Annotated in this window: 27 protein-coding genes and 1 pseudogene; 17 read left to right on the top strand and 11 right to left on the bottom strand. The window is 47.3% G+C overall.

Features of this window, described 5'->3' with window-relative positions; translation table 11 throughout:
* Nucleotides 1-167: 167 nt before the first annotated feature.
* On the top strand, nt 168-620 hold the full coding sequence (locus RIKMI_RS0110595) for a hypothetical protein (protein WP_147288474.1): 453 nt from the start codon (nt 168-170) through the stop codon (nt 618-620).
* 75 nt (nt 621-695) lie between these two features.
* Here RIKMI_RS0110595 and RIKMI_RS0110590 read toward each other — a convergent pair whose 3' ends face one another.
* The 6 genes from RIKMI_RS0110590 to RIKMI_RS0110565 all read right to left on the bottom strand — a co-directional run bounded on the left by RIKMI_RS0110590 (nt 696) and on the right by RIKMI_RS0110565 (nt 4,699).
* On the bottom strand, nt 696-1,262 hold the full coding sequence (locus tag RIKMI_RS0110590) for an NAD(P)H-dependent oxidoreductase (RefSeq protein WP_027291581.1): 567 nt from the start codon (nt 1,260-1,262) through the stop codon (nt 696-698).
* Between the two features lie 23 nt (nt 1,263-1,285).
* Complete coding sequence (locus RIKMI_RS0110585) at nt 1,286-2,035, bottom strand: SDR family NAD(P)-dependent oxidoreductase (protein ID WP_027291580.1); 750 nt, start codon at nt 2,033-2,035, stop codon at nt 1,286-1,288.
* A gap of 174 nt (nt 2,036-2,209) precedes the next feature.
* A complete protein-coding gene (locus RIKMI_RS14420; protein WP_084135274.1) occupies nt 2,210-2,650 on the bottom strand; it encodes a flavodoxin in 441 nt (146 codons plus the stop codon).
* Nucleotides 2,647-3,513, bottom strand: coding sequence for an aldo/keto reductase (locus tag RIKMI_RS0110575; RefSeq protein ID WP_027291579.1), 867 nt, complete (start codon nt 3,511-3,513; stop codon nt 2,647-2,649). The genes RIKMI_RS14420 and RIKMI_RS0110575 overlap by 4 nt, the downstream gene beginning before the upstream one ends.
* A gap of 24 nt (nt 3,514-3,537) precedes the next feature.
* A complete protein-coding gene (locus RIKMI_RS0110570) occupies nt 3,538-3,834 on the bottom strand; it encodes an antibiotic biosynthesis monooxygenase family protein (protein WP_027291578.1) in 297 nt (98 codons plus the stop codon).
* Nucleotides 3,835-3,850: 16 nt separating this feature from the next.
* A complete protein-coding gene (locus RIKMI_RS0110565; protein ID WP_027291577.1) occupies nt 3,851-4,699 on the bottom strand; it encodes an aldo/keto reductase in 849 nt (282 codons plus the stop codon).
* Between the two features lie 58 nt (nt 4,700-4,757).
* Between RIKMI_RS0110565 and RIKMI_RS0110560 the strand changes: the two genes are divergently transcribed.
* Together RIKMI_RS0110560 and RIKMI_RS15185 are read left to right on the top strand one after the other, a co-directional pair.
* Complete coding sequence (locus RIKMI_RS0110560; protein WP_245584959.1) at nt 4,758-5,666, top strand: helix-turn-helix domain-containing protein; 909 nt, start codon at nt 4,758-4,760, stop codon at nt 5,664-5,666.
* A gap of 357 nt (nt 5,667-6,023) precedes the next feature.
* Nucleotides 6,024-6,804, top strand: a pseudogene (locus RIKMI_RS15185) (OmpA family protein); the annotation flags it as partial.
* 663 nt (nt 6,805-7,467) lie between these two features.
* Here the strand turns inward: RIKMI_RS15185 and RIKMI_RS0110545 are convergent.
* Nucleotides 7,468-7,824, bottom strand: a complete 357-nt coding sequence (locus tag RIKMI_RS0110545) for a hypothetical protein (RefSeq protein WP_027291573.1) — start codon at nt 7,822-7,824, stop codon at nt 7,468-7,470.
* A 261-nt stretch (nt 7,825-8,085) separates the two neighbouring features.
* Between RIKMI_RS0110545 and RIKMI_RS14925 the strand changes: the two genes are divergently transcribed.
* Complete coding sequence (locus RIKMI_RS14925) at nt 8,086-8,634, top strand: hypothetical protein (protein WP_027291572.1); 549 nt, start codon at nt 8,086-8,088, stop codon at nt 8,632-8,634.
* Between the two features lie 11 nt (nt 8,635-8,645).
* Nucleotides 8,646-9,284 carry a deoxynucleoside kinase gene (locus tag RIKMI_RS0110535; protein WP_037291883.1) on the top strand — a complete coding sequence of 213 codons (639 nt, stop codon included), beginning with the start codon at nt 8,646-8,648 and terminating at the stop codon, nt 9,282-9,284.
* Nucleotides 9,285-9,380: 96 nt separating this feature from the next.
* Here the strand turns inward: RIKMI_RS0110535 and RIKMI_RS14920 are convergent, their stop codons facing one another.
* Genes RIKMI_RS14920 through RIKMI_RS0110515 form a run of 4 tightly spaced genes read right to left on the bottom strand, consistent with a single transcriptional unit; the run spans nt 9,381 to nt 11,368 of the window.
* Complete coding sequence (locus RIKMI_RS14920) at nt 9,381-9,620, bottom strand: hypothetical protein (RefSeq protein WP_156877465.1); 240 nt, start codon at nt 9,618-9,620, stop codon at nt 9,381-9,383.
* A complete protein-coding gene (locus RIKMI_RS0110525; RefSeq protein ID WP_027291570.1) occupies nt 9,539-10,420 on the bottom strand; it encodes a hypothetical protein in 882 nt (293 codons plus the stop codon). Before RIKMI_RS0110525 ends, RIKMI_RS14920 begins: the two co-directional genes overlap by 82 nt.
* 9 nt (nt 10,421-10,429) lie before the next feature.
* A complete protein-coding gene (locus tag RIKMI_RS0110520; protein ID WP_027291569.1) occupies nt 10,430-10,786 on the bottom strand; it encodes a hypothetical protein in 357 nt (118 codons plus the stop codon).
* A 30-nt stretch (nt 10,787-10,816) separates the two neighbouring features.
* A complete protein-coding gene (locus tag RIKMI_RS0110515; protein ID WP_027291568.1) occupies nt 10,817-11,368 on the bottom strand; it encodes a hypothetical protein in 552 nt (183 codons plus the stop codon).
* 124 nt (nt 11,369-11,492) lie between these two features.
* Here RIKMI_RS0110515 and RIKMI_RS15245 point away from each other — a divergent pair, with 124 nt between their 5' ends.
* The 12 genes from RIKMI_RS15245 to RIKMI_RS0110465 all read left to right on the top strand — a co-directional run bounded on the left by RIKMI_RS15245 (nt 11,493) and on the right by RIKMI_RS0110465 (nt 19,577).
* Nucleotides 11,493-11,615, top strand: coding sequence for a hypothetical protein (locus RIKMI_RS15245; RefSeq protein WP_256620806.1), 123 nt, complete (start codon nt 11,493-11,495; stop codon nt 11,613-11,615).
* Between the two features lie 213 nt (nt 11,616-11,828).
* Nucleotides 11,829-12,083 carry a hypothetical protein gene (locus RIKMI_RS13935; RefSeq protein WP_037291876.1) on the top strand — a complete coding sequence of 85 codons (255 nt, stop codon included), beginning with the start codon at nt 11,829-11,831 and terminating at the stop codon, nt 12,081-12,083.
* Between the two features lie 58 nt (nt 12,084-12,141).
* On the top strand, nt 12,142-13,224 hold the full coding sequence (locus RIKMI_RS0110505) for a BF3164 family lipoprotein (protein ID WP_084135272.1): 1,083 nt from the start codon (nt 12,142-12,144) through the stop codon (nt 13,222-13,224).
* Between the two features lie 7 nt (nt 13,225-13,231).
* Nucleotides 13,232-13,852 (top strand): hypothetical protein, encoded by a 621-nt coding sequence (locus RIKMI_RS13930; RefSeq protein WP_147288475.1) that lies wholly within the window; start codon nt 13,232-13,234, stop codon nt 13,850-13,852.
* A 113-nt stretch (nt 13,853-13,965) separates the two neighbouring features.
* Nucleotides 13,966-14,271 (top strand): hypothetical protein, encoded by a 306-nt coding sequence (locus RIKMI_RS0110495; RefSeq protein WP_156877464.1) that lies wholly within the window; start codon nt 13,966-13,968, stop codon nt 14,269-14,271.
* A gap of 70 nt (nt 14,272-14,341) precedes the next feature.
* Nucleotides 14,342-15,436, top strand: coding sequence for a TolB-like 6-bladed beta-propeller domain-containing protein (locus tag RIKMI_RS0110490; RefSeq protein ID WP_027291565.1), 1,095 nt, complete (start codon nt 14,342-14,344; stop codon nt 15,434-15,436).
* 451 nt (nt 15,437-15,887) lie between these two features.
* The gene (locus tag RIKMI_RS15240) at nt 15,888-16,010 is read left to right on the top strand and encodes a hypothetical protein (RefSeq protein WP_256620807.1); all 123 of its coding nucleotides are present in this window, start codon (nt 15,888-15,890) and stop codon (nt 16,008-16,010) included.
* Between the two features lie 194 nt (nt 16,011-16,204).
* Nucleotides 16,205-16,480 carry an NVEALA domain-containing protein gene (locus tag RIKMI_RS14670; protein WP_084135271.1) on the top strand — a complete coding sequence of 92 codons (276 nt, stop codon included), beginning with the start codon at nt 16,205-16,207 and terminating at the stop codon, nt 16,478-16,480.
* A 57-nt stretch (nt 16,481-16,537) separates the two neighbouring features.
* Nucleotides 16,538-17,659 (top strand): 6-bladed beta-propeller, encoded by a 1,122-nt coding sequence (locus RIKMI_RS0110480; protein WP_084135270.1) that lies wholly within the window; start codon nt 16,538-16,540, stop codon nt 17,657-17,659.
* Nucleotides 17,649-18,074, top strand: a complete 426-nt coding sequence (locus tag RIKMI_RS0110475) for a hypothetical protein (protein WP_027291563.1) — start codon at nt 17,649-17,651, stop codon at nt 18,072-18,074. The genes RIKMI_RS0110480 and RIKMI_RS0110475 overlap by 11 nt, the downstream gene beginning before the upstream one ends.
* A gap of 61 nt (nt 18,075-18,135) precedes the next feature.
* Nucleotides 18,136-18,864: a porin family protein gene (locus tag RIKMI_RS0110470; RefSeq protein WP_169715522.1), complete on the top strand. Its 729-nt coding sequence runs from the start codon at nt 18,136-18,138 to the stop codon at nt 18,862-18,864.
* 152 nt (nt 18,865-19,016) lie between these two features.
* A complete protein-coding gene (locus tag RIKMI_RS0110465) occupies nt 19,017-19,577 on the top strand; it encodes a hypothetical protein (protein ID WP_027291561.1) in 561 nt (186 codons plus the stop codon).
* Nucleotides 19,578-19,781 lie beyond the last annotated feature (204 nt).

Raw genomic sequence — 19,781 nt, 5'->3', positions numbered from 1 at the left:
GCATTCCACCCGTTTCCGAAAACAGCCGTAACAAAACCACCGCCATGACAATGCCTGTCGACGGAACAATCGTCCCGGTCTCGTTGCCGCCGGGTTCTCCGGATGCGTTGAGAGTCCGTATCGACTGAAAGGAGCTGAAAGAGTACTTGTCGGAAAAGGGTATCACAGTGGATATTACCAGTAAAACCGATGGGAGAATCAAGGGTGTGGTGTTTACCTGCGACAATATTTCTTTCGGCGGTTATCGGATTGACCGCACCATGACCTACAGAAGCCTTGACCGAAGGCTGAATACGGAGAGAGGGCTGGTATTTGCCGACAGTCCTGCTGTATCCGCATCATTATCTGATTGGATACGGCAACGGACTGACGATACAGACGGGAATATTCACCGACAAGGGGCAACAAATGAATCTACAAGCGGCCTTATCGGAACGGAGGGTTCATCGGACAGCGGATTTTCCCCTGCCACAAATATCGGAGAAGCGGTTGTGGAACTGGTTATGCAACCGCACATTGCACCCGCATCGGGCGGTGGAAGTGGCGGAAGCGATAACGACCGGGGATGGAGGGATGATGACCAAGAAAAAGAGCATATCCCTTATAAACGAAGAAAGTAAATTATAGCTTCTTTATGTAAATAGATACACTACCGTCCACAATTTTAGTGGACGGTAGAAAAACTGTCTATTAAATTAACGGTGGGATATTTTTTCTAACAACTCGATAAGCCGTAGTGCGTGTTTTTCCGATACAGACTTTTGCTGTTCAATAAGTTCGGGCGAGGTACGGTTGCCGTAGCTCACGCCGCCGGTATATACATATCCGGAAAACTCCATCTGGCAAAGACGGCAAGTAGCCTTGTAGCAGGGCAGGAACTCGTCAATGGTATATCCCATCGCACCCTCACGGCTGTACATCGCTTCGGGAGCTCCCGTCGTAAAAGAAAGGACGAGTTTCTTGCCTTTCAACTTATCGCCCGTGCTGCCGTGCGAGAATCCATGCCGGAAGGTTTCTTCCATCCAGCGTTCCAATAGTGAAGGTGCGGAATACCAAAAGACGGGAAATTGTAACACGATGATATCTGCCCGGAGTAGTTTCTGCTGCTCGGCTTCCACGTCGATTTTGAAGTCGGGATAGAGTTCGTCCAGTTTTACGATTTCGGCTTCCGGTAGCCGTTCATTCAAGGTTTCGAGAATCGTTTTATTGGCCACGGATGCGGCGAGGTCTGTATGTCCGCTGATAATCAATATATTCTTCATATTCATTCTTTTTATTGTTATTTTTATGCACCTACACCGCCGTCCACTTTATAGTCGGCTCCGGTTACGAAACTGGCTTCGTCGCTTGTCAGAAAAGCGACAACAGCGGCAACCTCTTCGGGTTGTCCCATTCGACCGAGAGGTACGCTTTTAGTTACCATATCCTTGTGGGCTTTCGCGGCTTCGTCCGAAAGCTCGGTCTTACCATAAATGGGCGTTTCGATAGGTCCTACGCCGAGTGAATTGACACGCACGCCATCTTTCGCCAACTCTTTTGCCCATGCACGTGTCATGGTATAGACGGCAGCTTTCGAGGCGGCGTAGTTCGCCATTGTCGCGATGGGATTGGTGGTCATCGTGGTGGTAATATTCAGGATATTGCCTTTCGTCTCTTTTAGCATCGGCAGGCAGGCTTGGGTAAGAATCACGACGGCTCGCACGTTGATGGCAAACACCTTGTCGTATTCCTCGATTTTCATCTCGGCAAACGGCGTGACGGGCGCCCATCCAGCATTGTTGACGAGTATGTCGAGACGGCCGTACCGCTCGCCGACGCTCCGGACCACCTCCCGTATTCCGGCCTCCGATTCGAGGTCGGCTATCAGATAAGTTATCCGTTTGTTGCAGGCGGCGGTTTTCTTCAAGGTGTTTTCCGTGCGGCCTACAATCATCACGTATGCGCCTTCATCAGCCAAACGCTGGGCTATAGCCTGCCCGATACCAGTTCCGGCACCGGTTACGAGGGCGACTTTGTTATTTAAGGATTCGTACATAGTTGCTGTTTTTTGTTATTTAATAGTTCGTTTACTTAATCACGTTCTTCAACCATTCATCCACCGCAGTTTTCCAGTCTCCCATATTGTCGGGAGTGTTAACTTTCGTTTCCACCTGGTAGCGGTTGTAGATGGAGAGACCATCGAGTACGGTAGCGCCCGTGCAAAGTTTCTTTACATCCTGCAACCGCTGCCGCTTGTCCCGTTGGTCACAAAAGGAATAACCATTTTGCCTTTGAACGAGTTGCTGCGCAGGAAAGTGCGCAGCGGATTTGCAATGGTTCCCCACCAGCAGGGCGCCCCCACAAAAATCACATCGTATTCTGCCACATTCGCCTGAATGGGTTTCAGTTCGGGGTCGTAGGTGCTGCCGTGCCGGTTGACCTCATTCACGCAAGCCTCATAGTCCGTGGGATATGCTTTGACAGGTTCTATCCGGCAGACATCCGCACCGGTTTTCTGTGCGATATAGTCACCCACGGCTTTCGTGTTGCCACTCCAAGAGTAGTAGGCGACGAATATTTTCTTTCCTTTCATATCTGTTTTGCCATTCTGTCCGTTGGCACAAGAGACAACGCCCAATAGTACCATGATTAAAACAAATAATCTGTTCATCCTTTATTGTTCGGGTTAAACTGTTTGTCGTAGTTCAATAGAAACTTCACCAATTCCGGATTGCGGTGCGACCAGCGGAAGTCGGCAGGTTTGTCGAGCGGACGGATGCTTTCCATATCCTCCGGCGTAAGCGAGAAGTCGAATACATCCAGATTCTGTTTCATACGCTCTATATGCGTGCTTTTCGGAACGGCGATAATACCGCGTTGCACCAAGTAACGCAAGGCGACCTGCTGCGCCGTTTTACCGTATTTTTCCGCAAGACCTACCATCACGGGATGAATGGTCAGATCGGGGTCTCCCTGCGCCAGCGGCCCCCAAGCCATGATACGGGTTCCGTAAGGATTCATCTCCGCTTCCGCATCCCACTGCTGGCTGAACACGTTCGTCTTCAACTGGTTCACGGCAGGTTTTATTTCAGCGTATTCCGCCATATCCACAAAACGGTCGGGATAGAAGTTCGAGAGTCCGATAGCAAGGACTTTTCCGGCCTTTACCGCTTTCTCCATAGCCTGCCACGTCCCCGGATAGTCGGCAAAAGGCTGGTGGATAAGCAGCAGGTCGATGTAATCGGTGCGCAACTTGCGGAGCGATTCGTCGATGCTGCGGGCGGCCTTCTCCTCTCCTGAATTGGTAATCCAGACTTTCGTCGTGAGAAAAAGTTCATCACGGGACACACCGCATTTTGCGACGGCATTACCTACGCCCTCTTCGTTATAATAAGCCTGCGCCGTATCTATCAACCGATAACCCGTGCCGATGGCATCGAGCACGCAACGCTCGCACTCTTCGGGCGATACCTGGAAAACACCATATCCTAATACCGGTATTTCGACGCCGTTGTTCAATTTTACAGTCTGCATATCATTCTGTTTTAAGGATTAATGTTAATATTCTATTTGAGCGATATCGGCGCTCTGTATATCGAAAGCCTCTTCCGCTTTTTCCGCGATGTCGGTGTGTGTCCGGCTCCGGATCAATACATCGAAAGCGGCCTTGTCTTTAAGGTCGATGACCATCATCACGGCATCGGGACGCCCGAACAGTCCGCGTGTCCGGCCTACCGTGATGTTGTCAATAACCGTTTCTTTCTCTTTCATGGCACGCATTTCGGCCATTTTCCGTTCTACCACATCATCGGAGATTCCTTCTTTGACGTTGATGATAAATACATGACGTAACATATTTCTTTTTTATAAATTATTCGTGTATGCGATGCAACCCGATACCTTTCACGGTAGGCAAGTCCATATCGTCGTAGATGGGGCTTTTCCCCGTCTCCAGCAGGGCGATAGTATCCATTTCCTCTTCGGACAGCGTAAAATCGAGGATGTTGAAGTTCTCTGCCATCCGTTCCTTGCGCACGGTCTTGGGTATAACCACGATGTTGCGCTGGTTGAGCCAGCGGAGGATGACCGCCCCCACGCCTTTGCCATGCCGTGCTGCGATTTCTTTCAGTACCGGATGGTTGAAAATGTCGTTCTGCCCCTCGGCGAAAGGTGCCCACGCCTCGTGCTGGATAGCCTCTTGCTGCAAGAATACATTGGCTGCCTGTTGCTGGAAGAACGGATGCGTCTCCAACTGGTTCACGGCAGGTTTTATTTCGTTGTGCAAAAAGAGGTCTTGCAACCGTTCGTTGGAAAAACTCGTTACGCCGATGGCGCGGATACGTCCCTCCTTGTAAAGTCGCTCCATAGCCCGCCATGCGGCGTAGTAATTCCCGTAGGGCTTGTGCATCAGGTAGAGGTCGAGGTAGTCCAGTCCGAGTTTCTTCATCGAAAGGTCGAACGCCCGCAGCGCATCGTCGTATTCATAGTCCTGCACCCACAATTTGGTGGTGATGAAGAACTCCGCACGCTTGATACCGCTTTGCCGGATAGCGTTGCCCACCTGTTCCTCATTGAAGTAGGCGGCTGCCGTATCTATCAACCGGTATCCCGTTTCGATGGCATCGGTTACGACCCGTTCCGTTTCGTTTTCAGGGATCTGGAAAACGCCGAAGCCGATGGCCGGCATCATCACCCCGTTGTTCAGTCTTACATCTTTCATATCTCATTGATTTGATTTTTCTATCGCAAAGTTACCGTGCTCTTGTTGTCCCACTGTTATGAAATTCGAGGAGGAATTTTCACTTTTCGTGGTTTCCAGTTATTTTTGCAACAAAAGAAAGGCAGTTATGGAGCAGACAGACTTCGATGGGATTGTTTTTGCCGACACGTTGCAGGATTTCAACGCCTTGCGCTATGCAAGACAGACCGTACACATTCTTTGTTGCTGCGGCAATATGGGATTTACCTTTCAGGATACGCGCTACAACATCGCAGTGGGCGATTACGTCATCCTGCCCAATGCGGAACTCGGTTCAGGTTTCTCCGCATCCGACAATTTCAGAGGCATTCTGATGAGCCTTTCGGAAGCGTTCGTCGCCTCGATCGCCATCCGCAGCAATTACGGTATCATCGGGCATCTGTCGCTCCTGCAGAATCCTGTGATGAAACTCTCTGCCCGCGACTTCCGGATATGCGAAGCCGCCCTACTGTATCTCCGTATGCGTATGGAAGAAAAGGAACATCTATTCCGCGAGGAATTATTGGGCAGCCTGTTAACTGCGCATATCCTCGACCTTTACGACATCCACGCACGTAGCCGGGACACCTCGCAACTCTCGGAACATATCGCTTCGCAGTTGCGTAAATTCATTGAATTGTTATACAACGGTGAATATATGCGAAACCGTGACCTTGATTTTTATGCTTCCCGTCTCTGTATTACCCCACATTACCTGTCGGAGATATGCCGGAAGGTAAGCGGCCGTCCGGCTACTTATTGGATAGACCGCTTTACAATTCAGGAGATTACCCGCCTGCTTCGTCAAAAGGAACTGCCGCTGACAACGATTGCCGAGCGGATGAACTTCTCGTCCGTTTCCTACTTCAGCCGTTACGTACAGAAACGGATAGGAATGCCGCCGTCGGAGTACAGGAATAATCTTACATCAAAGCAATTCAAATTTTGACTTCAGTTTTATCTTGTCAGAGCAATATCACATCTTATTAATAAAAACGGAAAAAGTCACCTGTCAACAATCAATCAAAATTAGGAGCAAAAACACACTATATCATACTTATTAAAATGATACTATTTTGTTATTCAAACGACATTATTACCCATACAATATATTGATAATAAAACATATAGAAAAAAATATCAGTATAAGCCTAATACCCTACCCCACCTGTCTAACGTCAGTAGGAAAGATGCCCGTTGGGGCAGCAAGCTGGTACGCGGGGATTGTCCGCAACACACGAAAACAGTATGGCAAATGTAAAACAGGTTCTCGACATTCGGGTATCGAAAGGCATAACCACCCGACAAGGTCGGCTGGAAACGGCCTATAGACACAAGTCCCTATGTCAGTCGTGACCGGCAGCTCGTCGATTATGCCAATGCCTTGTCGGAACAGAATAGCCGCTATGCGGGACAGCACGACAAAGACCGTCGGACATTGGCCTAACTGAAGAAGATACTGGGAATCGAGGGATCGCTCGACACGTACAGCCATCTTTTCGACGATGACGGCACTATCGGGCACAACGGTTATCCCAAAAACAATTACAGCGGGCTGAACTCCCTGCGGGCAAGGTTGAAGAACAGACATTAGGACGGGAAAACGCCCTTGAAAGGACAATCCCCGAATGGAAATACTCAGACAGACAGCCTGCTGCATAGGCAGGATAGCATACCCGGCTTCGGAACAGGACAGTCCGGCGTTCTTCCCGACAGTACCTTAACGAGATATGCCGCTTGGGCGCAGTCTGGGAGCGAATGTATCAGTGTTCCCATCTTCTTTTTTCGAACTCGGAACATCACGATTGACTGATGCTTCCCAGTTGGTCAATCTCGACGAACTGGTACGAGTGGCGAAGAAATACGATTTGTACGTGAAGGTTACGAGCGCGGCCGACAGCACCACCGGAACTACCAATATCAAGAATGCCCTGAGTGTTTTGCAGGCTGATTATATCGCCTCGGAACTGAATAAACGGGGATTGCCGACCGACCGTATTATAAAAAACAGTAAAGGTGGTATTTCTGATTACGTTCCCACGGAAACCAATCGGTACACGAAGGTGGAATTATTTTTTCGGAATTGAGAGAAAAGCAAGAATAGTATGTAATTTCCCATTCAAAAAGCAGACGGAGAGAGGGAAATGAACCCAACCCTCCAAAATATCTTGTAATCAAACACTTGCTACACTCTTTCTCGTGTCAGGCAACGATTTTGGATACTAACCTTATGATCTACTGTCCGGAATCGTCTTTGAAGAACCTGCTAACGGTACAAATGTACGTATTTTGCTGTGGATATGTAAGTTCAGAAAACTTGTCTTCTCTAAGATTATGTTTCTTTGTCTTGTAATTGGTTGTATTTGGCTAGTAGAAACTTTTTATTTAGCGATAAAAGAGAATGGCTGAAAGGATTCGGTATAAAAATTCATTTTTCGACTTTTAACTTTTATGTTTTGAACAGGGGTTATATATATGCATACATAACCCCTGTCACGACTTAAATCTTTTGATAACATCAAAAAAGATGTGACTTTATCCTGATAGAAAAGAACAAGCGGCGGCAGCTGCTGAAGAATTCCAATACCCACAACCTTGTCCGCTCGTCGGGCAGGTAGCCTGTGTACTTTGTCCACGCTTTGGAGTATCCACGCCGCATTCGTGGGTATCGGTGTCGAATACGGCATTCAGACTTTCAGCCTCTGCCGCCTCCTTACGATCGCCGGTGAAGCGGATCGTGTCGTAACCGCTTAAGGAGTTCTCGAAGACGAAATAGTCGGCGCTGGCGGCGTCCTCTTCCCGAAGCACATATCATGGTAGCTGCCCCATCGGGTCTGCGGCTGCCAGGTCAGGAAATTGCTCTTAAGAAAAAGCGGCGTGTCGATGCTTTGTGCGGCTACGCCGCCGGGGAGCATATAGAAGTTGCCGGCCTCTGCGCCGTCGAGGTAATAGGTATATGCGGTCAGGGGAAGACCCTCGTCGGGGATCTCGTCGATACCGGGGGCGTGCAGGTGGGCTTCGAAGAAAGCCCGTAGAGGAATGGCGATGCGTCCGTCGGAATCCGGATAATAAACCTCCTCCAGCAGCAGCTGGATGGAGAAAGTCACAGAACTCTCGCCGGTCAGGACTCTATGTCGGAGAGGTTTCCTGCGAAATTATATATGTTCGGTTTATGTATGACAATAGCCAGCCCAATGTTTTTTTACTAACAAGGTTACCGGGATGGACACGAGAAGAAAGGACAAAAAGAAAGTGGGAAATAATGCGGGTCTTAGAATGCTGTTTCTCGTTTTACATATACAATAAATTGTCAAAATAACTCATATCTTTGTTTAAGAACTTATTAACTCCTCACCAAACATTTTTCCATGAATCCTTGGTTGTACATTATTGGTCTTGTATGCACATTGTTTTCAGGCGTTGGAGGACAAATTCTTATTGAAACAATCAGACGTAAACGACGTGCTTCAAAACGTCATGTTTTCATCTCTTTTCCAATAAAAGCCATTCAAGATATTGAGCAAAGAGAACGTTTGCAGAATATTATTAATAAGGTACATAGCGATATTATCGATATTTATCCGGACATATCAGTGTTTGCATCTAAAGACGATAAAGAAGACAAGGAACTAATTAAACAAACTGATGATTTTGAAGCATTAAAGGAAAGCAGAGAGTATTTCTTAATTTATCCTGAAAAGTTAGCTTCAAGTGTATTAGTGGAATTAGGATGTGCCCTGTGCGAAAAAAAACCGACAACTATTTTCGTGAAGCATCAGGAGGACTTGCCATATCTTATAACAAGAAGGTGCGAAAAAAGAGATAAGACTATAAATATCATAAGATTTACTGACGAAAAATGCTTGATGAAAAAATTAAAAGAACAACTTATGATCAGTGCCAAAAACTATTTTTAAAACAAGTACAAATGAAAAAGCAATCCTACATTTTAATAACCGGGTGTACCGGAGTGGGAAAATCCACTGTAGCAACTTATTTGGCATCCGAATTCGGAATGGAATATTTCGACGATCCTTACGTCAATAATCCATTCCTCTCAAATGCATTGAATCGGGAAAAAAGTACAGCGTTTCAATCTCAGTTGTATTTCTTCACAGAATTTATAAAACTACATTTTGACATTTCCAAATACAACCACCCTGTTATTCAAGAGCGAAGCATTTATGAATCGGTACATATTTTTTGCGAAATGTATTATCACCTTGGAATATTCACTAAAGAAGAACTGTCTGTTTTTAAAGATCTGCTATCTGTAGTATCAAATATGTTAAAAGAACCAGATATAATCATCTATTTAAGGTCAACTCCTGCGACTATATATCACCGATTGAGACAAAGAAACAGAGATCTGGAAAAAGATATAAATGAGAAATATACAGAAACTCAATTAGCACTCTATGAGAAATGGATTAAGTTTATTAATCAAGAATCACATATCAATCTAATTGAGATTGATAATACACACCTGAGCATATCTCAGTGTAACGAACTTATAGGTCTGACTCTCCAAAAATTATTAAGACTTCCCAAAAACAAATATCTATAATGAACCTGTTCTTGGGAAGCCTTGTTAAACCTACCTGTAACGTAGGTGCTATTGAATAGCATTGCAAATATAATTCTATTTTTATTTTCACAAAAATTATTCCACTTCTACGAGTTCGATTTCTGCCGGTTCGATCCGGTTCTTTTTAAGCGAGACATTCATCGTGCGGATGGAAAAGCGGCGCCCCAGCGTACAATACTTATCCCATAAGTCGAATTCGTGCAGTTCCAATACCGTGAAGTGCGCCTTGCCCGTCACCACCAGCTTGTCCCGCTCGATCCACTCCCTGAATCTGGTGTGCAGTTTCGCCAGTCCAGACAGCGTATCGATGTCCAATGACAGCTCGCCCAGCTTTTCCCCGTAGGCATTGTAATTCGTAGAAACCATATAAGGATAGTGCCCTGTATCGCCATAATAGCGGACGCATTCTGCACTCCCTGGTATAACCCCAGCAGGATCGTGTCGGGTCGCTTGGATTCGATCCGGTCAATCTCCGGGATGTAAAACCGTTCGATGGTGGTCGATTCCGCGAGCTTGTCGTCGTTCAGCCACCACTGGCGGACATTGCACTGTACTGGTCGCGCTTGGATAGTCATATCGTAAGTCGATGCTTCATCGTCATCATCGTCTTCCGCCTCTTCCGCCCGATATGCCTTGACCACCGTCAGGTGCAGGACCGACTCGCTGTCCGCCTGCAAGGCTTGCGGCGGGCACCGGCTTCGGAATGCCATAACATAAGTGCTGCTATCCATTACTCGCAGTCCATCCACCACACTGACCGCCTCGCGAATCTCCGCGTCGGCCTGTTCGCCGTCCGAGGCCGAAGAGTAACGCAATACGTACTTTTGTCCCTCCTCCCGACTGATCGTGTATCCGTTCTCCAGCCTGAGATCGTGAAACACCTCCCGCTCAAGGATGGCGTCGTCATACTCTATCGAGAACCGGTCGTTGCCGGTGGCCGCCCGATCGGGGTTCCCGAATATCTCCCGGTTGCGCGGAGTCAGCGGCAGGTCGTAACTCAGGGAATAGGTCGCCGGGATGCGATCGGTGGTCAGCAGAGGGTTCTCGAAAACGAGATCCACGCTGATGTCGTCCGAAAAATCGATCAGTCGATTGTCGGTATATATCTGTAACATGGGTTTCGGTTATCTGCCGCCGATTCCTGCCCCGCGCTGTTGTTGTTTGAATTTGTTCTTGATGGTTTCGATGCCTTCCCGTCCGTAGATCGAGGTGTATACGGGAATTGATTCGTCGAGCTTTTTGCTGAGCTTTCCGATGGCCTCTTTTAATTCTCGGAATACCCCGTCGTCGTATCCTGCTGTGGCGATGGCTGTGCTGGCGGCATTGGACTCGGGAACCGGGGTGACGCTGCCTATATATCCACCCGTGCCTCGGCCGGAGATCACGCCTGAGGACTCGGTCATCGCATCGATTTCTCTCAACGCGTTCTCCAGGTTTTGTTGGGCGGCATCATCGCAGACTTTCATCTTGATCTGATCCATAGACATAGATGCCAAATCCAATGCTTCGACTCAATCTATGATTTTATCGGCGATCCAACTCAGAACACCTCCGCTGCTGGAACCCAACGTATTAGTATCTCCTATATTGGATATCTTACCTCCCAATATCTCAGATGCTTGAGCTATTCCGCCGGAGACTCCTTCCGCATCTCCCAGCGAAAAAATGTAATCCCGGATACTGTTAGCCGTAAAATCAACTTGTTGTTGAACACCTTTGAATGTACCTGCGACTTTGTACCCCTGTTTGCTGGTACGGATACCAAACTCTTTGAGCCGTTCGAATTCGCCGGTTTGGGCATCGATTATGACTTCCACCAATTGATCAAAACTTTTCCCCTGACTGGAAGCAAGATCACCCAGTTTGACCATTTCCGCTTCAGTAGGTTTGACCCCTTGATTCACTAATTTTACGAATCCGCCGACCAGTTCAGTGAGTACGTAGGGTGTTTTCGCGGCAAACTCTTTCAGCATGGTCATCGAATTCCGCATAAGGGTTTCGGAACCGAGTGTGTTTGTTAATACGGCTTCATATCTCTCGAACTCTTTGCGGACGTTGATCATATCTCCAAATATTTTCTTTAATCCGGATGATATCCCTTTCGATTTGCCTGTTTTTTACGATCCGGACGGCGCTTTCGAGCGAGCTAACCCTCAATTGCCGGAAAATCCGGTATTCCATACTTTTTTGTTAGATAAGGATAACCGGGTGGTGCTGGTCGGCTCGCCTATCGGCAATCCGAAGATGTGGGAGCTGTACAAATCCACGATCGACCGCCTGGTCGAAAACGGAGGCATATTGCCGAAGTGAGATACTTACGATACAGACTGTAAATATGTTTGCCGAGATATGATTGTTAAATCATTCTGATGATAAAAATACGTTTAGCAATATAAATTACATGCTAAATATTTGTTCCGCCAGATAATAATCGTAATTTTACAAAAAGGAAGTCCAAGGCGGACTGATCGATAAAACAAATATTAATATCTGATTCTTCGCCATAAAAAGTTTACCAAAATCATGCTGTCGGCAGGCGGAGCTTTGCTGATCGGCACCGGAGCAGTAATGAGTTACCTCAAAGCGCAACAACCGGAACAACAAATGTCCGATTTAACACTCGCCAACATGGAGGTTATTGCATTGGGGCTGGATCAACACACTGAGGTGATTTGCAGGGGATCCGGTAACTGTAAATTGAAATGCCCGAATTGTGGAAAGTTTGATTTTGGGCCAGGTCATTTTGCCGGAAGTCATAGTTGCGGCATCGGGTTTTAAATGAAACTTAACAGGAGCATACCTTTCGTATGTTCCTGTTAATTTAAAAGTTAAGATTATGATACGAACATTGTCCGTTTTATGGAGTATTCTTGTATTGGTCGCCTGTTCACCGAAGAAGACGGAGTCTTTACATTATGAACCTTTTCCCGAACCTTCCCGGCAACAAAGTTATCGAACTCAGATTTTCAACAATACATATGCTTTCACATATCCCAGCAACATGGTCTTGACCGATAGTTTATTGATTGTTCAAGACAACGTTAATCAGGAGTATGCATATCACGCCTTTTCGCGAAAAACGGGTGACTTCTTATATAGCTTCGGGCGTAAGGGAAGAGGTCCCGGCGAAATAATTACGCCGGGGGATATGGTTACGATCGATAACAGGAATCATTTGTTGGTTACGTGGGATGCTAATCAAAAAAAACAGGTACGGTACCGACTCCCCGGACATACCGGCGATTCTATCTTTTTTGACAGCGAATCGATAATTTTAAGTACGAAAGGGTATAATATCTCTGATATCATGGCAAATAATGGTGAATACTATGCCATTGGATATATATACCCCTTACGATTCGGCAAATTGGACAAAGACAGTATCCGTTTGTTATATTCCGACTATCCGCAATTAACAGAGGATGACGAAGCGAATCGGTCTGTATGGAATTATGTCTCCCTGGTTCGTATGTCGCCTAAAGGAGATCGTATTGTAGCGGCGACCTACGTAGGAACGGCATTGGAGATCTTATCGGTTCGGCAAGATTCCATACAATCTCAACGAATACGCGCCGTAAACCCGCCGATATTCCGCATTGTGGACGGTGTCAAGCCGAAGTGGGTCGGGTTGATTGACGAAACGATAATTGGGTTTATAGACATCCGGGTTTCTGACCGTTTTATTTATGCGAACCTTAGTAACCAACCGCTGACAGAGGAGGGGTGCGACGGATCTGAATCCATTTGGATATTCGACTGGGATGCTAATCCGGCAGGTAAGATGAATTTAGACCGGTATATCGAGACTTTCTGTGTCGATGAGGCCGATGGAACCGTTTACGCAGCCTCGATCGATCAGTCCAGCGGAGAATATGAACTTGTCAAATTCAGTTTCGACCCCAATGACTTTTCGGAATAAAATCGGATTGTTTTATCTGTTGGCGTGTTGTCTGCTCTTTAGTTGTCATACGCCGCGGGAAGATATCGGTCGGATTGTCGGTTCGACGATTGTATTTCCTCGGCAGCTGATTACGGTTTCGATCGGGGACGATACGTCGGTCCCGGACACTCTGGCTTTGATAAAACTCGTGACTTATATCGATTCGGACGGGTGCGACGATTGCAGTTTAAAAATTCTTCGAACATGGCGGGGATTCGTTGCCGAAATGGATTCTGTGCCGTCGAATATAGAATGCGTCTTTATTTTCGCTCCCAAACGCATCGAAAATCTAAAGTCGGGCTTACATGTGCACCGTTTCGATTTGCCTGTTTTTTACGATCCGGACGGCGCTTTCGAGCGGTCTAACCCTCAATTGCCGGCAAATCCGTTATTCCATACTTTTTTGTTGGATAGGGATAACCGGGTGGTGCTGGTCGGCTCGCCTATCGGCAATCCGAAGATGTGGGAACTGTACAAATCCACGATCGCCCGCCTGGTCGAAAACGGAGGCATATTGCCGAAGCGAGATACTTACGATACAAACTGTAAATATGTTTGCCGAGATATGATTGTTAAATCATTCGGACAACAAAAATACCATTATTGATATAAATTATGCATCAAAAGAGATATTTTGTCAGAAAATAATTATAATTTTACGAAAGAAAGGTCCGAGGTGACCGATCGATAAAACAAATATTAATGTTTATTTTTTTCACCATGAAAAAGTTTAGTAAAATCATGCTGTCGGCAGGCGGAGCTTTGCTGATCGGCACCGGAGCAATGACGAGCTACATCAAGGCTCAACAACCGAAAACCGCACAGGAGGAACTGACGCTGGCCAATCTGGAAGCAATGGCGTTGATGAATTCAGCTCTGGACGTGGATGGAGGCGGACAGTCTTATGTCATCTGCTATTCGGAATCTCGTGTTAAAAAAGGTTACACTTACTACGACTGCGGTAAATGTCCGGAAAAAATATATGATGAACAAGGTAAAGGCCGGTATTCCAAATGTTTTTTCTAATTAAAAAGCAGACTAACATCGGCAGACGGAACTCCGTCTGCCGATTGTCAAAGAATCGAATCAGGATATTATGAATTTATTTTCTTCTACCCCGAAAATTATAGGTATCTGCCTCATTCTGATGTCAACTGTGGTCTCTTGCGGACGACAAGAGATCAATTCCGACCATCGGGTCATATCGGAATTTCCACGAACGATTGCTTTGCCGGACGGTGATACATGCTTCGCTTTTGATTCCGATTACGGCTTGCTCGATCTCTCAGTTGCAGGTGGATATATGATTGGTACACTGAGAAAAAGAGAGCGTCAGTTCGTTGTGTACACAATGGATTCCATCCCTCGCCCTCGGAAAGTTGGCCTTTTCGGTACATCCGGGAAAGGGCCGACCGAAATGATGGCTCCGGCATATTATGGACAATGGAGTTGCGAAGACCAACAAACCAAGATATGGATATACGACCGTGTCAAAGCCGAATTCGTGAAGGTCAATATCGACTCTACCCTCCGGGACGGTCGTACTATAATAGAACAAAAATATGATTTTCATACCGGAGAAATCCCGGATATCCGAAACTTGTTTTACGTCTGCGATACTTTGTTGGTCGGTACAGTCGAGTCGGATCGTTGTCCGATGTTTCGATACAATCCGGTCAGCAGACGAATATCGTATCTTCCCGAGACGATGAATTTCGACCCCGGATTGGCTCCACAAACTTTACAGGAAATAACGCAGAATCTTTGTGCGTACAATCCTCAGAAAAGAACCGTTGTCTCCGTAGCATTCTCCTTTCCTCAGGTCGATTTCCGACCGATCGATTCGCTCGGATTCACTACCTTGTTTATCGATCGGATATTGATGCCGGAACAATGTATCGCCCAACCTCGGCGGACCTATTTCGCATCCGTATGCGGTGATTCGAAATATGTTTACGCACTGTGGCTCGATCAGGATGACGACGATTTCGGAGATATCGAGAAGCCAAGTTCGGTTCTTGTTTTCGATTGGGGAGGTAATCCTGTTGCCCGGCTGGAATTTGCTGAATATATTTTGGGGATTGCCATAGACCCGACTTCCGCTCGTTTATTCGCCTTAAATTATTATCACGACGAACATCCGGTTATGGTATACAATCTAAAAGGCATCTTGGCAAACGATGAGAAATAAAACATTATACATTTGCGTTCACGTCGGCATCGCTTGGTTGCTTTCCTGCTGTTCTTCTGCCCCGATGGAGAATATTCAAAAATTTATAGGAGAGTGTATCGTTTTGCCGAAAACTTTGGAGTTAGTTTCCGACTCCTTGCCCGACCGGTGGACAGATTCGGTAGGCATGTTGCATCCAAAGCTCATGCTGTACTATTCTGCGGAGGTTTGTTCTTCGTGTAAGATGAAAGAATTATATAGGTGGCAGGCTCGATTGACAGACTCTCTGGCAACAACGGTAAGTAAAGTTCGCTGTTTATGTATCATCCATACTTCCACTCATGATAAACGAGAAATGGTCCAACAGACTATAGCGGATTATCGGCTGCAATTTCCGGTTCTTTTGGACACTGCCGGGATATTCGAGCGGTCTAACCCTCAATTGCCGGAAAATCCGGTATTCCATACTTTTTTGTTGGATAGGGATAACCGGGTGGTGCTGGTCGGCTCGCCTATCGGCAATCCGAAGATGTGGGAGCTGTACAAATCCACGATCGACCGCCTGGTCGAAAACGGAGGCATATTGCCGAAGTGAGATACTTACGATACAGACTGTAAATATGTTTGCCGAGATATGATTGTTAAATCATTCGGATGACAAAAATACCATTATTAGCATAAATTATACATCAAAAGAAATGTTTTATCAGAAAATAATTATAATTTTACGGAAGAAAGGTCCGAGATGACCGATCGATAAAACAGTATTAATGTTTAAATTTTTTCACCATGAAAAGATTTACCAAAATCATGCTGTCGGCAGGCGGAGCTTTGCTGATCGGCACCGGGGCAGTGACGAGCTACCTCAAAGCGCAACAACCGGAACAACAAATGTCCGATCTCACGCTGGCCAATATCGAAGCCTTTGCGGCAGGAATGGATGTGATTGCATGGGCTAATGGTCCCGGACATGATGTGCCTTGCGATCGATGCAATTCCGTTCATGTCCATTGCGAAGGGCGTAAAAAAGACACACGGTGCATACAAACATCCTGCTTGTACTAATCCCAGAGAGTAAGAGGTAACACTTTTGTTACCTCTTTCGTCCTAAATATCTGAATCATGAGATTTCGAATAGTGTATTTGTCCTGCTGCGCGCTTTTGGTATTTTCATGCCAAACACAGCAACAGCCAGCTCCTGCGCCATTATTAACGACCATACAGTGGGATGACGACTCTGTAGACCGACTGGCAAATATCATAGCGCAACCGGAGATAATCCCATTGGAAAATTCCCGGGATGCGGCTTTTTCCGGAATAAACCAAATCCGCTATCACAAAGGGCATTATTATATTTTCGACAAATACGGAGCAAACAGCCTTTTGGTATTCGACAGTATCGGGAATTTTATCAGACGCATTGGTCGGAAAGGGCACGGTCCCGGCGAGTTCATTCAATTAAATGCTTTTACAATACAAAGAGATACAATTTTCGCTTTAGATGCGAATGGGCAAAAAATTTTAGCTTACAGTACGGAGGGCGTATATCTCAACGACAGGAAGACGGCCGGCTTGGACTACCCGGATGATTTGGCGTGGCTTTCGGATGGATTTTTATTTTACAGAGCTTTATATTCAGATGAACAACCGGATCAAGTATATGCCGTTTCTGCGACGAATCGGGATATGGAACCGCTGCAAACCGATTTTAAATACACCGAACAGTCGCCTCGAGTTTGTTTTGAGTTGTCTTTTTTCGAGTCCGATTCAAGTATTGTATTCTCTCGCTATCTCAATGACACGCTGATTGTTTTCGATCGTCAGGGCGGTATTCGGGAAACTCTCTTTTGGGACTTCGGAACCGCTGCGATACCTCGGCCATTACGTTCGGAAGTGAAAGCCGTATTGGAACGGAGCAAAGATTTTACCTATCTGGCTTCCGCCGCTGTACCGGCAGGTCCCTTTCTGACAGGTACCGTATCGGATCATGGTCAGCGGGGCGTTTTTCTCTATGATTCGCGAGACAAGCGAATCTATGCCGACCTGACCGGGGAGACGATACCGGCATTACCGTCCAATCTGGCCGCAAAAGATTCGACAGCTATCGTGTCATGGCTCAGCTATGGTGTGAAAGATAATTTTATTCCGTCGTTGGGAAAAGAACGCGTAGCCGAATTACTTCCCGCGCTCGAAAACGGACAAATATTTTTGGTCGTTTATCCTTTGAAAAAGAATGTACTATAGAATATTTTGGGGATTGTGCGCAGTCCTGCTGGCGACTGCTTGCGGTTCTGCGCACAAAACCGATTCGATCGTTTTATCACAATTCGTGCATTCCACGATTCGATTCCCTCAAGCTGCAACGGCACAGCCTAAAATCGTCGTTTATGTCGGTAAGGACGAATGCGGCCCGTGTTCGCTCCAACTGCCGGAATGGAGTGTGAAATTGAGTGAATTATACATATCCGGAGCCGATTCGGTACGTCTTTGGTTTGTGGTGTATTCGACAGAGCTGGAAAAAATGAATACGATTGTAGAGCAATCGCATATCCCACTACTTAAAAAACGCATTACTATCCTGGAAGATACCCATGAACAATTCGCCGAAATGAATCAGATACCTTCGGATTATCGGTTCCACACTTTCTTTTTGCGCTAACCGCTGTCGGGGGACTGGGCGGCAATCAAACTCGCAAGATACCATGAAAAAAAGTTTGCTTATGGCAGTTCTGTTCCTCGGCACGATGCTGACCGCTTCGGCCCAGGAAAAGAAGGTCGCGTTCGGCGTCCGCGCCGGGCTGAATCTCTCCAATGTGAACAGCAAGTACACCGGAGCGCTCGGCGAAGGCGAATCGGCCTCGGAATACGAACAGGATATGAACAATCGGGCCGGATTCCATCTGGGCGTGGTAATGGACTGGAACGTAGCCCGGAACTTCTACATCCAGCCCGGCCTCTATTTCACCACCCGCGGCGCGAAACTCGAAGACGGCGAAACCTACAACAGGGAATCGTACAGCTATACCGAAAAATGGAACGCCAACTACCTCCAGATTCCGATCCTGGCCTCTTACCGCATTCCGCTGGGCGAAAAAGTGAAGCTCGGCATCGACGTCGGCCCTTACCTGGCTGTCGGTCTGGGCGGCAAAGTCAAATGGGAGGATTCCTATACTTATGACGGGGAAACGGAAACCGACAAAGGCGATTACAAGATCTTCGGCACCGGCTCCGAGGGCGATCCGGACACCGGAGAAGGTTACGAAGAGCGGGGCGGTCTGAAACGTTTCGATGCGGGCCTGCGTTTCGGTCTGGGCGTCCATATCAGCAAGTTCTATGTCGGCGTGAATTACGATCTCGGCCTGGCGAACCTCGCCCTCAGCGACAACTGGGGCAAAGACATGAAACTGCGCAACCGGAACCTCGGCATATCGGTCGGTTTCACTTTTTAAGGAAGCGGAACGCCCTTTCCCACAGGAGTCCGGAAAAGGGCGCATATAAGGCGGCCGGATTTGCCGTTTTGCATAAAAACAGTTATTTTAGGAGCGGTCAGCCGGACTTTTCGGCGGGCCGCTTTTTCGTCCCATCAAAAAACTTTATAAACATGAAAAAACGGATTTTTACGAAAGCCGGGCTGCTGGCATTGACGGCAACCGTACTGACAGCCTGCGGCGGCAGCGCTCCGGAAACGATCGCGCTGACCCCGGAAGGGGTGGGTTGCCTGAAACAGGGCGCCCCCGTAACGTCGATTCCCGACCGGTGCGACGGGCTGTACGACAAAGTGGTCAAAACCACCGAAGAGGATATGGGCGACACTTATACCTTGTATGCGCTCTATGCCGGGGAGCAGAAAGTGGCCGAAATCCCGGCCTACGGCGAAACGATCGACCTGGTGATCGTTTATGCGCCTTCGGCGGCAACCCCCGACGGCGTGCATCCGGGGATGAAGGTGGCCGAACTGCAAAAGAAACCGGGCCTGAAGGCGGTCTATAACGACGGATTCGAATACGAGCTGAACGGATTCCGTTTCCGGGTGAACGGGATGACCGAGTCCGGGTTTCAGAAGATGGACAACGCTTATGCGGCAGGCTCCGAACTGGTACTCGACGCGACCGATTTCGAGCCGGACGCTTCCGTAGTGAGCGCTTACTACGTCGGCGAATAAGAAACGCCGGCCGGATATACGGAACCGGTTACGGGCCGGGCCTGCTCGTCGAGAAGCAGGCCCGGTCTGCATAATATCGGGCTGATCGTTCGGCGGGAAAGTCTGCGGCCCGATAAATCACATACGGCCAATTCCATATTTTTACGATGATTCCTCCGCTCAGCTCTCTCCGAGCCGTTCGAGCGTGCGGAGACTTAGGTTTTA

It is taken from the genome of Rikenella microfusus DSM 15922, assembly GCF_000427365.1.
GTDB lineage: Bacteria > Bacteroidota > Bacteroidia > Bacteroidales > Rikenellaceae > Rikenella > Rikenella microfusus.
The sequence above is the reverse complement of the archived record's forward strand: the minus strand, read 5'-3'. Positions and strand labels throughout refer to the sequence as shown.

What these genes read in the sequence shown, in the direction of transcription:
- RIKMI_RS0110590 (WP_027291581.1), bottom strand. Translation starts at nt 1,262, where the DNA reads ATGAAGAATATATTGATTATCAGCGGACATACAGACCTCGCCGCATCC.
- RIKMI_RS0110585 (WP_027291580.1), bottom strand. Translation starts at nt 2,035, where the DNA reads ATGTACGAATCCTTAAATAACAAAGTCGCCCTCGTAACCGGTGCCGGA.
- RIKMI_RS14420 (WP_084135274.1), bottom strand. Translation starts at nt 2,650, where the DNA reads ATGAACAGATTATTTGTTTTAATCATGGTACTATTGGGCGTTGTCTCT.
- RIKMI_RS0110575 (WP_027291579.1), bottom strand. Translation starts at nt 3,513, where the DNA reads ATGCAGACTGTAAAATTGAACAACGGCGTCGAAATACCGGTATTAGGA.
- RIKMI_RS0110570 (WP_027291578.1), bottom strand. Translation starts at nt 3,834, where the DNA reads ATGTTACGTCATGTATTTATCATCAACGTCAAAGAAGGAATCTCCGAT.
- RIKMI_RS0110565 (WP_027291577.1), bottom strand. Translation starts at nt 4,699, where the DNA reads ATGAAAGATGTAAGACTGAACAACGGGGTGATGATGCCGGCCATCGGC.
- RIKMI_RS0110560 (WP_245584959.1), top strand. Translation starts at nt 4,758, where the DNA reads ATGAAATTCGAGGAGGAATTTTCACTTTTCGTGGTTTCCAGTTATTTT.
- RIKMI_RS14925 (WP_027291572.1), top strand. Translation starts at nt 8,086, where the DNA reads ATGAATCCTTGGTTGTACATTATTGGTCTTGTATGCACATTGTTTTCA.
- RIKMI_RS0110535 (WP_037291883.1), top strand. Translation starts at nt 8,646, where the DNA reads ATGAAAAAGCAATCCTACATTTTAATAACCGGGTGTACCGGAGTGGGA.
- RIKMI_RS0110525 (WP_027291570.1), bottom strand. Translation starts at nt 10,420, where the DNA reads ATGTTACAGATATATACCGACAATCGACTGATCGATTTTTCGGACGAC.
- RIKMI_RS0110520 (WP_027291569.1), bottom strand. Translation starts at nt 10,786, where the DNA reads ATGGATCAGATCAAGATGAAAGTCTGCGATGATGCCGCCCAACAAAAC.
- RIKMI_RS0110515 (WP_027291568.1), bottom strand. Translation starts at nt 11,368, where the DNA reads ATGATCAACGTCCGCAAAGAGTTCGAGAGATATGAAGCCGTATTAACA.
- RIKMI_RS13935 (WP_037291876.1), top strand. Translation starts at nt 11,829, where the DNA reads ATGCTGTCGGCAGGCGGAGCTTTGCTGATCGGCACCGGAGCAGTAATG.
- RIKMI_RS0110505 (WP_084135272.1), top strand. Translation starts at nt 12,142, where the DNA reads ATGATACGAACATTGTCCGTTTTATGGAGTATTCTTGTATTGGTCGCC.
- RIKMI_RS0110495 (WP_156877464.1), top strand. Translation starts at nt 13,966, where the DNA reads ATGAAAAAGTTTAGTAAAATCATGCTGTCGGCAGGCGGAGCTTTGCTG.
- RIKMI_RS0110490 (WP_027291565.1), top strand. Translation starts at nt 14,342, where the DNA reads ATGAATTTATTTTCTTCTACCCCGAAAATTATAGGTATCTGCCTCATT.
- RIKMI_RS14670 (WP_084135271.1), top strand. Translation starts at nt 16,205, where the DNA reads ATGAAAAGATTTACCAAAATCATGCTGTCGGCAGGCGGAGCTTTGCTG.
- RIKMI_RS0110480 (WP_084135270.1), top strand. Translation starts at nt 16,538, where the DNA reads ATGAGATTTCGAATAGTGTATTTGTCCTGCTGCGCGCTTTTGGTATTT.
- RIKMI_RS0110475 (WP_027291563.1), top strand. Translation starts at nt 17,649, where the DNA reads ATGTACTATAGAATATTTTGGGGATTGTGCGCAGTCCTGCTGGCGACT.
- RIKMI_RS0110470 (WP_169715522.1), top strand. Translation starts at nt 18,136, where the DNA reads ATGGCAGTTCTGTTCCTCGGCACGATGCTGACCGCTTCGGCCCAGGAA.
- RIKMI_RS0110465 (WP_027291561.1), top strand. Translation starts at nt 19,017, where the DNA reads ATGAAAAAACGGATTTTTACGAAAGCCGGGCTGCTGGCATTGACGGCA.